General features: G+C 66.7%; 11 protein-coding genes. 6 read left to right on the top strand and 5 right to left on the bottom strand.

Annotated elements, in window-relative coordinates; all coding sequences use genetic code 11:
* Positions 1–7: 7 nt before the first annotated feature.
* Genes HF576_RS05055 through HF576_RS05045 form a run of 3 tightly spaced genes read right to left on the bottom strand, consistent with a single transcriptional unit; the run spans position 8 to position 3,189 of the window.
* Positions 8–907, bottom strand: coding sequence for a carbohydrate ABC transporter permease (locus HF576_RS05055; RefSeq protein WP_168911641.1), 900 nt, complete (start codon positions 905–907; stop codon positions 8–10).
* The gene (locus HF576_RS05050; RefSeq protein ID WP_168911640.1) at positions 897–1,907 is read right to left on the bottom strand and encodes a carbohydrate ABC transporter permease; all 1,011 of its coding nucleotides are present in this window, start codon (positions 1,905–1,907) and stop codon (positions 897–899) included. Before HF576_RS05050 ends, HF576_RS05055 begins: the two co-directional genes overlap by 11 nt.
* A 4-nt stretch (positions 1,908–1,911) precedes the next feature.
* Positions 1,912–3,189: an extracellular solute-binding protein gene (locus tag HF576_RS05045; RefSeq protein ID WP_168911639.1), complete on the bottom strand. Its 1,278-nt coding sequence runs from the start codon at positions 3,187–3,189 to the stop codon at positions 1,912–1,914.
* 240 nt (positions 3,190–3,429) lie between these two features.
* Between HF576_RS05045 and HF576_RS05040 the strand changes: the two genes are divergently transcribed.
* From HF576_RS05040 to HF576_RS05030, 3 genes are all read left to right on the top strand, one after another.
* On the top strand, positions 3,430–3,843 hold the full coding sequence (locus HF576_RS05040) for a DUF1801 domain-containing protein (RefSeq protein ID WP_168911638.1): 414 nt from the start codon (positions 3,430–3,432) through the stop codon (positions 3,841–3,843).
* Between the two features lie 102 nt (positions 3,844–3,945).
* Complete coding sequence (locus HF576_RS05035; protein WP_168911637.1) at positions 3,946–4,305, top strand: YciI family protein; 360 nt, start codon at positions 3,946–3,948, stop codon at positions 4,303–4,305.
* Positions 4,302–5,552, top strand: coding sequence for a DUF6596 domain-containing protein (locus tag HF576_RS05030; RefSeq protein ID WP_168911636.1), 1,251 nt, complete (start codon positions 4,302–4,304; stop codon positions 5,550–5,552). The genes HF576_RS05035 and HF576_RS05030 overlap by 4 nt, the downstream gene beginning before the upstream one ends.
* Here HF576_RS05030 and HF576_RS05025 read toward each other — a convergent pair.
* Positions 5,537–6,982, bottom strand: coding sequence for an aminotransferase-like domain-containing protein (locus tag HF576_RS05025; RefSeq protein ID WP_168911635.1), 1,446 nt, complete (start codon positions 6,980–6,982; stop codon positions 5,537–5,539). The two genes, HF576_RS05030 and HF576_RS05025, sit on opposite strands and share 16 nt — an antisense overlap.
* Here HF576_RS05025 and HF576_RS05020 point away from each other — a divergent pair.
* Together HF576_RS05020 and HF576_RS05015 are read left to right on the top strand one after the other, a co-directional pair.
* The gene (locus tag HF576_RS05020; protein WP_168911634.1) at positions 6,981–7,898 is read left to right on the top strand and encodes a DMT family transporter; all 918 of its coding nucleotides are present in this window, start codon (positions 6,981–6,983) and stop codon (positions 7,896–7,898) included. The genes HF576_RS05025 and HF576_RS05020 overlap by 2 nt on opposite strands.
* A gap of 182 nt (positions 7,899–8,080) precedes the next feature.
* Entirely contained in the window at positions 8,081–8,383 is a 303-nt protein-coding gene (locus HF576_RS05015) for a hypothetical protein (RefSeq protein ID WP_168911633.1), read from the top strand.
* 61 nt (positions 8,384–8,444) lie between these two features.
* Here HF576_RS05015 and HF576_RS05010 read toward each other — a convergent pair whose 3' ends face one another.
* Entirely contained in the window at positions 8,445–9,722 is a 1,278-nt protein-coding gene (locus tag HF576_RS05010; RefSeq protein ID WP_168911632.1) for a glycosyltransferase, read from the bottom strand.
* Positions 9,723–9,898: 176 nt separating this feature from the next.
* On the opposite strand from HF576_RS05010, the gene HF576_RS05005 reads away from it, so the two are divergent.
* Positions 9,899–11,422 (top strand): SulP family inorganic anion transporter, encoded by a 1,524-nt coding sequence (locus HF576_RS05005; RefSeq protein WP_168911631.1) that lies wholly within the window; start codon positions 9,899–9,901, stop codon positions 11,420–11,422.
* The last annotated feature ends 2 nt before the right edge of the window (positions 11,423–11,424 follow it).

Genomic DNA, 11,424 nt, shown 5'->3' with positions numbered 1-11,424 from the left:
GCTGCTCTCAGCCTTTCAAGCCTGTTGTGGCGATTCCCGAGGTGAGGTACTTCTGGCCCACGAGGAAGAACCCGAAGAGTGGGCCGAGGGAGAGCACTGCCATCGCAAACATCGGGCCCCATGCACTGTCTCCGCTGGCATCGAGGAAGGCGTTCAGCCCCAGCGGGACCGTGTAAAGACGCGGATCCTGCAGATAGAGAATGGGGCCCAGGAAGTCATTCCATGTCCAGATGAAAGTGAAGATCGCCGTGGTGGCCAGGGCTGGCATCGTCAGGGGCAGGATGATGCGCCAATACGTCTGCCACGGCCCTGCCCCATCGACTTTCGCAGCTTGGTCGAGCTCGCGAGGAAGCCCTCGGAGGAACTGCACCATGAGGAAGACGAAGAACGCGTCGACCGCGAGGAACTTCGGGACGACGAGCGGAAGGAATGAATTCACCCACCCCAGTTGGGAGAAGAGGATGTACTGCGGGACGAGGAGGACGTGCTGGGGAAGCATGAGCGTGGCCAGCATCGCCGCGAAGAGGATCTTTCTCCCGCGGAACTCCATGCGGGCGAACGCGAAGCCCGCGAGAGAGCAGGCGAACATGTTCCCGACGACCGATAGTCCCGCCACCACCGTCGAGTTGAGGAAGTACGTGCCGAAGCCGATACCGGAACCTCGCCAACCCTGCTCGTAGTTTTCGAGGGTCACCGGGTTTGGGATGGGACTGACCTCGGTGAAGATGAACTGGCCCTCCTTGAAGGACGCGCCGAGCATCCATATGAGCGGATAGAGCATCAGGAGCCCGAAGCCGACGAGCATCAAGTGGGCGAACGGACTGCGCTTCCGTTCTCGATGACCGCGCAAGCGGCCGGGTCGTTTTCCTCGCGCGCCGGGGGGAACGGTCAGAAGTTCAGTCGTCATAGTGCACCCAATACTTCGACAGCCAGAAGTTGACGGCGGTTACGATCGCGATGAAGAAGAAGAGCACCCAGGCCATGGCGCTGGCGTAACCCATCTCGAAGTTGGTGAAACCCTTCTGATACAGGTAGAGCGTGTAGAACAAGGTGGAATTCACTGGCCCGCCTGTCCCGCCCGAAACGACATAGGCGGGAGTGAACGCCTGAAACGCTCCAATCAGCTGCAGGACCAGATTGAACAGCACGACGGGTGTCAGCATGGGGAGGGTTATGTGCCAGAAGGCGCTCCACTTAGACACGCCATCCACGGCGGCTGCCTCGTAGAGGTACTCCGGAACCTGACGCAGGGCGGCGAGAAAGATCACCATCGGCGAACCGAACGTCCAGATGTTCAGAATGATGAGCGTCCCCAGCGCCGTTTCAGGGTTGCCGATCCAGCTTTCCCCAGTGATGCCGAACCAGGCGAGGACCTGGTTGATGAGGCCGTTCTTCCCGAACATCTGACGCCACAACACGGCAATCGCCACGCTGCCACCGATGAGAGAGGGTAGGTAGTACACCGATCTGTAGATCGCCAGTCCCCGCAGACCGCGGTTCAGAGCCACAGCGAGCAGCAGCGCGAACGCGAGTTGCAGCGGCACCGAGACGAAGACGTACACCAGTGTGACGCGTACCGACTCCATGAACTTGGGGTCGGACGTGAACATCTCGACGTAATTGTCCAGGCCTACCCACTCGGCCGATCCGAGCAGGCTGAAGTCCGTGAACGAAAGGTAGAACGAGTAGAGCATCGGGCCGAGGGTGATGACGAAGAAGCCGATCAGCCACGGCGTGAGGAAGAGGTAGGGCGCGAGCTTCTCGCGGCGGACCGCGCGCCGAAGCGACTTCGCCGATAAGGATGGGCGGGTTCCGCCTCCACCCGACGGGGAGTCGAACCCCGAGCGCGCGGACGTACGCGCGCCGCCGCCGTCCTTGCGCTCGGGGGTGTTCACGATCTGTCTCATCGATTCAGCTGAGCTCTGCTTCGGCCTGGGCAAGGAACTGCGATGCGGCTTCGCTCACACTGATCTGCCCGAACTGGATCTGTTGCGCGAACTCGCTGAAGAGAGTGTTGACCGTACCAGAGCCCGCCGGCGCCGGAACGGGAGCCGGCGAACCGTCCTCGCGGACAGAACCATAGATCTCAGCTGCGGCCGCTGCCGGCCCACTCAGGTCAGACGTGGCGGCTTCGAAAACGTCTTCGTTGGAGGGGAAACCGCGGTCGGTTCCCAGGATGGCGTTGGCTTCTGCATCGTTCAGCAAGAAGTTCACGAGCCGCGCAGCTGCCTCGGGGTGCTCTGTCTGAGCTGAGACAGTGAGATTCATCGCGGCACGAAGATACTGACCCGGGGTCGGGGTCTCGCCGGGCATCCGCGCGATGGTCAGCTCATCCGGAGTACTGTCCGCGACCGATGCAAACTGATTGGTGAAGAGGAACGTCGACGCGACGACGCCTTGCAGGACAGCGTCATACGGTGTTCCGAGATACTCCGTGGAGACATCCGGGCTGGGAACGGCGCCAACGTCGCGCATGTCCGCCCAGTACTGCCAGTACTCTTCGAGCGTGTCTTGAGTGAAGCCGATTCCATCCACTGTGAGGAATTCCTCGCCGTGCTGCTTGGCCCAAACTTCGAACACCTGGTAGCTGTGCGAAAGATCGAAGGTTCCCCACACTGTGCCACCGCTGGCCTCCGTGACCGCGGCGGAGTACTCCTCAAGGTCATCCCAGGTATAGCCGTCAGACGGAATAGGCACCCCGAACTCGGCTGATTTCGTCTCGTCGAATATGAATCCGTGCGTGTTCGACCCGAAAGTCAGTGCGGCTAGCTCGTCGTCGACGGTGTTCATCTCGATGACGTCTTGCGGCCAGCCGGTGAGCGACAGCTCTCCCACGTCCACGGCGTCGTTGAGGTCGTACAGTTGGCCACGGTCAGCGAACTCCACCAGAACTTCGTTGTAGAGCTGAATGACATCGGGGGAGTTTCCGCCGGCATATTGTGTCGTTATCTTGTCGAGGTACCCGTCGAATCCGCCGAAGTCACGAACGACGGTGATGTTCGGGTTGGCCTCTTCGAATGCATCGAGTGCTTCGTTGGTGAGTTCGTGCCGTTCGTCACCGCCCCACCAGGTGAAGCGGATCTCGACCGGAGCGTCATCGGCGGGCTCGGATGAGCACCCAGCAAGACCGATTGCCAGCGCGGTGGCGGCCGCTCCGGCAAGGATCTGCGAGTTACGTCGTCTGTTCACTGTGTCTTCCTTCTCCTCGTTGAGAGTTGCTGAACACTCGCTGGATGCACTGCCCGTGCCCCCATGAAATCAATAGCACAATCGATTGCACAAGCGATTGAACCTCACTATAGGAGGAGGGGTATCAGTCCGTCAACGTCTCGCGTGCTGGGCTGACGCAGCCAGAATGCTGATCGCTAATAATCGGGGATGCGTCTTCCGCCGGCGCGTCATAGCGTGGGACGAAGGAGATTTCGAGTCATGCCTGAGAAGAAGACACCTACCCTGCTGTCCGGTGGCAACCCGCAGATCCCCAAGGGCGACGGGCCCGGCCCGGTGCGGGATTACCTCGGGGCGATGCCCGGTTGGAAGGGCGATGTCGGCAAGCAGCTCGACGCTCTCATCGAGAAAGTGGTGCCGGCCGTTCGCAAGGCGGTGCGGTGGAACCAGCCGTATTACGGGCGCGAGGACGGTTGGTTCCTGTCGTTCCGGTGCTACACCGGCTACGTCCAGGTGCAGTTCCTCAGGGGCACATCGCTCGAGCCGATGCCGCCCAAGCCGTCGAAGCACGACGAGATCCGGTATCTCGACATCCACGAGAACGACCAGCTCGACGAGAAGCAGGTGCGCTCGTGGCTCGAGCAGGCGGCCGAGCTTCCCGGCGCGGCCCTCTGACCCTTTTGCACGACATCTCCCCTCGCTGTCGGATCGGTGCCACGCTCTTCGTTGTAGGAGTGAGAGGCGGCCGACGGAGACGCCGCACGGAGGAGGATGCAGATGGCGCAGTACGCACTCATGGTGTGGGGCCCGAGCGAGTACGGCGAGCACGGCAGCTACCCCACGGCCGAAGAGAACGCCGCTCAGCGGGAGGCGACCGGCGCCTTCAACGCCCGGCTCCGTCAGGAGGGGCGGTTCGTCTTCGCGAACGGGCTGGCCGAGGCATCCGCCAGCACCGTCGTCGACGGCACCGGGTCGGCTCCGATCATCACCGACGGGCCGTATGTCGAGTCCAAGGAGCACATCGCGGGTTTCTGGATCGTCGAGGCCGACGACCTTGACGTGGCGCTGGCGCTCGCGGCAGAAGGGTCGCAGGCGTGCCGCCGCAGGATCGAGGTGCGGCCGGTGATCGGCGCGTGACCCAGGGTGCCGTCGTCGAGGCGGCGCTCACCGGCGTCCATAGAGAGGAATGGGCGAGGGTGGTGGCCTCGCTCGCACGGCGATTCGCCGATCTCGACCTCGCCGAGGAGATGGCCGCCGAAGCGTTCGCCGCGGCTGCTGAACGCTGGCCGAGCGACGGAGTCCCGCCGAACCCCGGTGCCTGGATCACGACGACGGCGAACCGCAAGGCGATCGACCGCCTGCGTCGCGAGTCCCAGCGCGATGCGAAGCACCGGGAGGCGCTCATGCTGTACGACGACACCCCCGTCGAGTCGGTGGGGGCGATCGACGACGACCGGCTGCGCCTGCTGTTCATCTGCTGCCACCCCGCGCTCGCGATGGAGGCACGCGTCGCGCTCACCCTGCGCATGCTGGGCGGCCTGACGGTGGACGAGATCGCCAGAGCCTTTCTCGTCGGTGAGGCGGCCATGAGCCGGCGCATCACGCGGGCGAAAGACAAGATCCGCACGGCGCGAATTCCGTACCGGATGCCGCAGGCACAGGATCTGCCTGCGCGCCTGGACGGCGTGCTCGCGGTGCTCTACCTCGTGTTCAACGAGGGCTACCTTGCGACGGGGGACACGTCGCAGCCGATCCGTCGCGACCTCACCACGGAGGCGATCCGGCTCACGCGGCTGACGAGGTCCCTGCTTCCGCGCGAGGGCGAGGTGACCGGGCTGCTCGCCCTCATGCTCCTGATCGAGGCCCGGGCAGCGACACGTCTCTCGAAGTCGGGGGAGCTGGTGCGCCTCGACGAGCAAGACCGGGGCTCGTGGGACCGGGCGATGATCGACGAGGGCATCGCGCTGGTGCGTGAGCGCCTCGACGTCGTGGCACGCGGCGATGGCATGCCCGGCCGGTACCAGATTCTGGCCGCCATCAACGCGGTCCACACCTCGGTGCCGGACGCTCGCGACACCGATTGGTCGCAGATCGTCGAACTCTATGACCAGCTGACCCTGATCGATCCGAGCCCGGTCGTCGCGCTGAACCGTGCGATCGCGCTCGCCGAGCTCGATGGTCCATCGGTCGGCCTCGGCGCGGTCGACCGGCTGACGGACGACCTCGACGGGTACCACGCGTTCCACGCCGCGCGCGCGGATCTGCTGCGCCGCCTCGGCCGTTCCGCCGAGGCGCGCGAGGCCTATGACAGAGCGATAGCACTCGCCGGCAACTCCGCCGAGGTCGCCTACCTCGCCCGCCGCCGCGGTCAGCTCGCGGGCTGAGGCGGGCGCGGATCCGCCGATCCCGCGACGTGCTCGAGCGCCTCCCCGAGGATCTGCGCGGCCTCCGGAAACCGGCGAGGATCCTCGCTGGCGTAGTTGAGGCGAATGTACGGCGCCGGCGGCTCCGCCGGGAACCACTCACCGCCCGGTGCGACGATCAGCCCTCGCGCCTCGGCCTCTCGCACGAGCAGCGCCGTGTCGGTGCCGTCGGGCAGACGTGCCCACAGGTTGAGCCCCCCGCCCGGTGTGATGTCGATGTGCGCGGACGGGGCGTGGGCGCTGACGCTGTCGAGCAGCAGATCGCGGCGGGCGCGCAGCTGCTGGCGGACACCGCGCAGGTGAGTGCGCCAGGCAGGCTGCGTGACGACGTCGAGCGCGGCGGACTGCAGCACTCCGCTGACGTACATGGACTCCGCTGCGCGGTCGGTGAGGATGCGCTCGCGAGCCGGACCTCGCGCGACGAGGGCCGCGACTCGCACGGCGGGTGAGACGCTCTTGGTCAGCGAGCGAAGGTAGATGACGTGACCCTCGTCATCGGAGGACGCGAGTGGGACCGGCTCGACATCGATCGCAAGGTCATGCGCCCAGTCGTCCTCGATGAGGAACGCCCCCCGACGCCGCACCACGTCGAGGATCGCTCGCGCGTTCTCGGTGGACCACCGAGCCCCCGTGGGGTTGGCGAAGGTCGGCTGTGCATAGAAGACGCGTGCACCGGTGCGTGCCAGCGCACGGTCGACTTCGTCGGGATCGGGCCCCTCCGCGCCGGACGTCACCGGGACGAGCACGACCCCGGTCTGCTCGGCGGCGAGCATCGCTCCCCAGTAGCTCGGCGACTCGATGAGCAGGGGCTGGCCCGGTCCGACCAGTCCGCGGAAGATCGACGACAATCCGCCCTGGCTGCCCGACGTGATCACGACATCGCGCGCCGAGGGCGGGACCACGCCCGCGGGGGCCGAGGCGGCGAGCTCGCCCGCGAACCACTCCTGCAGTTCTGGCATCCCAGCCGCTGGCGAGCGCATGACGGCGGCACGAGAGCGGGCCGCGCGCGCCAGCGCCGCGCGCACGAGCCGTTCCGGGAGCAGGTCGGATGCCGGATACCCCGAGTGAAGGCCGATCGCATCGGGGGCGACGGTCCGCTGTGTCGACGACAACACCGACACCCGCGCCGGCGGCGTGCCCAGGGCCGAGGTCTGCCAGCCGTGGTCTGCCGGACGGGGAGAGCGAAGCGTGCGGATGAACGTGCCGACGCCCGGGCGGCTCTCAATGAGACCCGCTGCCGCCAGGCGACGCATCGCCTTCTGCACGGTGACGGGACTCGCCCCGTACTGGGCGACCAGGGTGCGACTCGACGGCAGCTGAGATCCCGGGGGTGCGGCCGCGATCCACGCGCGCAACCCGGCGTCGATTCTCGCAGTGCTATCCTGCTCCATGACAGTACAGAGTAGCGCTACTCGTTCGATGCGCACAGTGCTACCGAGCGTCGCCGGCCTCGGATGGGGTCTTATCGGGGTGGTCGCGTTCTCGTTCACGCTCCCCTTCACGCGTGTCGCCGTCGATGGCCTGTCGCCGCTGTTCATCGGATCGGGCCGCGCGGTGATCGCGGCCGCGCTCGCGGTGCTCGCTCTCACCCTCACTCGACAGCGCTTGCCCACGGCGGCCCAATGGGCACGTCTCGCGATCGTCGCCGCGGGAGTCGTGGTCGGGTTTCCGCTGCTCACGTCGTTCGCACTGATGACCACCCCGGCCAGCCACGCGGCGGTCGTCATCGGACTGCTTCCCGCGGCGACGGCCGCGATGGCGGTCCTGCGTGCGAAAGAGCGGCCGCGCCGCTCGTTCTGGGTGTTCGCGGTCCTGGGAGCGGCAGCGGCCGTCCTCTTCGCGGCCTTGCAGAACGGGGGGATCGGCCAACTCCGCGCCGCGGATCTGCTGCTGTTCCTCGCCGTCATCGCGTGCGCCATCGGATACGCCGAGGGCGGGCTCCTGGCGCGCGAGCTCGGCGCGTGGCAGACGGTGTCGTGGGCGCTCGTGGTTGCCGCGCCGCTCATGATCGGCAGCACGATCTTCGCGATCGTCCAGCAGCCGCCTCGCGCCGATCCGATCGAGTGGGCCGCGTTCGCCTACTTGGGGATCGTGAGCATGTTCCTCGGCTTCTTCGCCTGGTATCGCGGCCTCGCGATCGGACCGATGGCACAAGTCAGCCAGGTCCAGCTCGTCCAGCCGGTGCTCGGCATCCTGTGGGCGGCTGTTCTGCTGCACGAGCAGATCGGATGGCCCACCGTCATCGGCGGCCTCGCGGTCATCGGCTGTGCGGCCCTCGCGGTGCGCACTCGTTCGCGACCGGATTAGCACTCTCCTCTGGCGAGTGCCAGAGATCTTGGTATCCTGGTCACACGACATTTCCGGCGGACGTGCGCGAGCGGCGGGAGTCTCGCAGACCTCCCACCTCTCGGGCGACCGTGCACAGCGATGTGCCTGATCCGACGCGACGGCGTGCTTCCGCTGGACGATTTCCAGATACGGAGGCGAGCATGTCCGACGAGAGCAACATCCGGTTCGAGATGCGCAAGGTCACCGCGATCGAATGGGTGATCCTGGATCATTCGGTGCCGCGAGACCACCCGCAGCACACCGTGGCCTGCGTGTACGAGATCGACGACCTCGAGTACGACGTGGTCTGGCTGCGCGACTTCGGCCTGGCCGAGCACTACATGTCTCCGGCGGAAGTGCTGGACGACCTCATCCGAGTGAGTCAGAGATCCACCCGGTCTCCGTCGCGACGGCCGGTCCCGATCCCGCACCGTCCACCCCGTGCCGAGCGCATTCCTGCCTGAGACCGCCCGGTCGTGCGCGTCGAACGTCCGGCCGGCCGCTGGCGGCAGCATCCGGAATCCGCTATGCGCTCCCAGCCGCTCGGCGAGGAACGGAAGAAGCGGCCTCGATCTGCTCGAGCGCGGCCACGGCGCGCCCGGGGCCGTCCTCTGGGGCGATGCCCTCGGCGATCCTCTCGGAGGACCTCGCGTATGCCGGGTCGCCGATGAGATCGCGGATCCTGGCGGCCAGGTGCGGCACGTTGGCTCTGCGCAACGGCAGCGGCTGCGGTCCCGCGCCGAGCTCATGCACGCGGCGGCCCCAGAACGGCTGATCGCCGAGAACCGGGCAGATGAGGGTGGGTCGGCCGGCGCGGAGGCCCGCCGCAGTGGTGCCTGAGCCGCCGTGGTGGACGACCGCCGACACTCGCGGGAACAACCAGTCATGCGGTACGTGATCCACGACCATCACATCCTCGGACGACTCGGCATCCAGGGCACCCCATCCCGTGGCGACGACAGCGCGCACGCCCGCCTCGCGAGCCGCGTCGAGCACGACGCGACCGCGCTCGGCCGCCTTGGCGCCGAAGCCCATGCTCCCGAATCCCACATAGATCGCCGGACGGTCGCTCGCTACGAACGCCTCGAGTTCGGCAGGAGGTCGCCACGCCTCTTCGCGCTCGCGGAACCAGTAGCCCGTCACGTGCGCCGTCGCCGGGTAGTCCGGCGGCACGGGCACGACGTGCCGGCTGAACGGGTACAGCACGGGAACCGGCGCGCCGTCGAGACCGTGCAGGTAGTCGCTCAGCCGGCTCATGCGGCCCAGGCCCAGACACTCCCGGCGGAATCGGTTGATCATGCCGCCGTAGGCGACCGCGGTGAAGCGATTGAACTGGTACGTGAAGCGGTTGAGAGCACCGCCGAGCGACCGCGACAGGAACGGCACCGGGAAGGCCGCGGTCGGTGTGAGGAACGGAAGCGGTAGGGAGGCGACGAATGGCACGTTCTGCCGCTCTGCGATGTGGAGTCCCGCGAGCGCCTTGGGATGCGACACGATGACGGTCGGCTCGACACGCTGTGCGACCGCCCATTGCTCGTCCAGCGACACACGCATCGCCGCCGACATCCGCCGCGCCATGGTCAGCGCTTGGGTCGGGCCGCTGAGTCCCGCCATGGCGGCACGCATGACCCCATCCATCTCTGTCGCGATGGGGTCGAACGCGACGGCGGGTGACGCCACGCCGCGATACGCCTCCGGTGCTGCCAGGACGGCATCGTGCCCCTCGAGTGCCAGCCGATCGGCCAAGGCTGCGTAGGGCTCGACATCGCCGCGCGTGCCGAATGTGAAGATGAGTACTTTCATGGATGCCTCCGTCAACGTCGAATCGACGCCGACCAGGCTTCCCGGCACTCCGCTGTGAACCTTACCGGTCCCGAGCCCCAGCCGCACCGGTCCGGGCGGAGTGGACCTGCGCGACGTCGGACAATGGAGAGGTGCCCGCAGAGCGCGAGCCCGCATGCCCGCACCTCAGGAGTGCCATGACAGCCGTCATCCCGCCGCCCGATGCAGCCGAGCGCTATCGCATCGAGCCCACCGTTCTGCAGGCGCTGCGCAGTCCGCGCATCCTGACCCGCGAGGTCCTCGCCGGTCTGGTCGTCGCCATCGCGCTCATTCCCGAGGCGATCGCGTTCTCGATCATCGCAGGCGTCGACCCCCGACTCGGGCTGTTCTCATCGTTCATCATGGCCGTCGCGATCGCGTTCCTGGGCGGGCGCCCCGCGATGATCACCGCCGCGACCGGGGCTGTCGCTCTGGTCATCGCGCCGGTGGCCCGCGAGTACGGCATGGACTACTTCATCGCCACCGTGATGCTCGGCGGGCTGATCCAGATCGTGCTGGCGGTGCTCGGCGTGGCGAAGCTCATGCGCTTCATCCCGCGCAGCGTCATGGTGGGCTTCGTCAATGCGCTGGCGATCCTCATCTTCGTCGCGCAGGTGCCGCAGCTGATCGGGGTGCCGTGGGCGGTCTATCCCATGGTCGTGATCGGGCTGTTGATCATGTACCTGATGCCGCGACTCACTCGCGTCGTGCCGGCGCCGCTGGTGGCGATCGTGCTGCTCACCGGTGCCGCGGTCGTGTTCGGCATCAACGTTCCGACGGTGGGGGATCAGGGCGAGCTGCCGCAGAGTCTGCCTGAGCTCTTCATCCCGAACGTGCCGTTGACCGGCGAGACCCTGGCGATCATCGCCCCGTACGCCGCTGCCATGGCGGTGGTCGGACTGCTCGAGTCGCTCATGACCGCGAAGCTCGTCGACGACATCACCGACACGCACTCCCGCAAGACCCGGGAGGCGCTCGGCCAGGGAGCGGCGAACGTGCTGTCAGGGCTGTTCGGCGGCATGGGCGGGTGCGCCATGATCGGCCAGACGATGATCAACGTGAAGGCCTCCGGCGCACGAACCCGCATCTCTACGTTCCTCGCGGGCGTGTTCCTGCTGATCCTCGTGCTCGTGCTGGGCGACGTGGTCGCGATCATCCCGATGGCAGCACTCGTCGCGGTGATGATCGTCGTGTCGGTCGCGACGTTCGACTGGCACAGCATCCGTCCGTCGACACTGAAACGGATGCCGAAGAGCGAGACCGTCGTGATGCTGATCACCGTCGGGATCACGGTGTGGACGCACAACCTCGCGATCGGCGTGGGGGTGGGCGTCGTGGCGGCCATGGTGCTGTTCGCCCGGCGCGTGGCGCATTTCGTCACTGTGACACGGCGGATCGATGAGGCCGAGCAGGTGCCCACCGTGCGCTACTCCGTCGACGGCGAGCTGTTCTTCGCCTCGAGCAACGACTTGACGACCCAGTTCGAGTACACCCACGATCCCGACCGCGTCATCATCGACATGACGCGATCACACGTGTGGGACGCGTCGACGGTCGCAGCGCTCGACGCCGTGCAGACGAAGTACGAGCGGCTGGGCAAGCAGGTCGTTCTCGAGGGCATGAACGACGCCACCACGCGATTCCATGGGCGGCTGTCAGGCGGTCTGGGCGGCGCGAGCTGACG

The organism is Microbacterium salsuginis (assembly GCF_012524205.1).
GTDB lineage: Bacteria > Actinomycetota > Actinomycetes > Actinomycetales > Microbacteriaceae > Microbacterium > Microbacterium salsuginis.
The sequence above is the reverse complement of the archived record's forward strand: the minus strand, read 5'-3'. Positions and strand labels throughout refer to the sequence as shown.

What these genes read in the sequence shown, in the direction of transcription:
- HF576_RS05055 (WP_168911641.1), bottom strand. Translation starts at nt 907, where the DNA reads ATGACGACTGAACTTCTGACCGTTCCCCCCGGCGCGCGAGGAAAACGA.
- HF576_RS05050 (WP_168911640.1), bottom strand. Translation starts at nt 1,907, where the DNA reads ATGAGACAGATCGTGAACACCCCCGAGCGCAAGGACGGCGGCGGCGCG.
- HF576_RS05040 (WP_168911638.1), top strand. Translation starts at nt 3,430, where the DNA reads ATGCCTGAGAAGAAGACACCTACCCTGCTGTCCGGTGGCAACCCGCAG.
- HF576_RS05035 (WP_168911637.1), top strand. Translation starts at nt 3,946, where the DNA reads ATGGCGCAGTACGCACTCATGGTGTGGGGCCCGAGCGAGTACGGCGAG.
- HF576_RS05020 (WP_168911634.1), top strand. Translation starts at nt 6,981, where the DNA reads ATGACAGTACAGAGTAGCGCTACTCGTTCGATGCGCACAGTGCTACCG.
- HF576_RS05025 (WP_168911635.1), bottom strand. Translation starts at nt 6,982, where the DNA reads ATGGAGCAGGATAGCACTGCGAGAATCGACGCCGGGTTGCGCGCGTGG.
- HF576_RS05015 (WP_168911633.1), top strand. Translation starts at nt 8,081, where the DNA reads ATGTCCGACGAGAGCAACATCCGGTTCGAGATGCGCAAGGTCACCGCG.
- HF576_RS05010 (WP_168911632.1), bottom strand. Translation starts at nt 9,722, where the DNA reads ATGAAAGTACTCATCTTCACATTCGGCACGCGCGGCGATGTCGAGCCC.
- HF576_RS05005 (WP_168911631.1), top strand. Translation starts at nt 9,899, where the DNA reads ATGACAGCCGTCATCCCGCCGCCCGATGCAGCCGAGCGCTATCGCATC.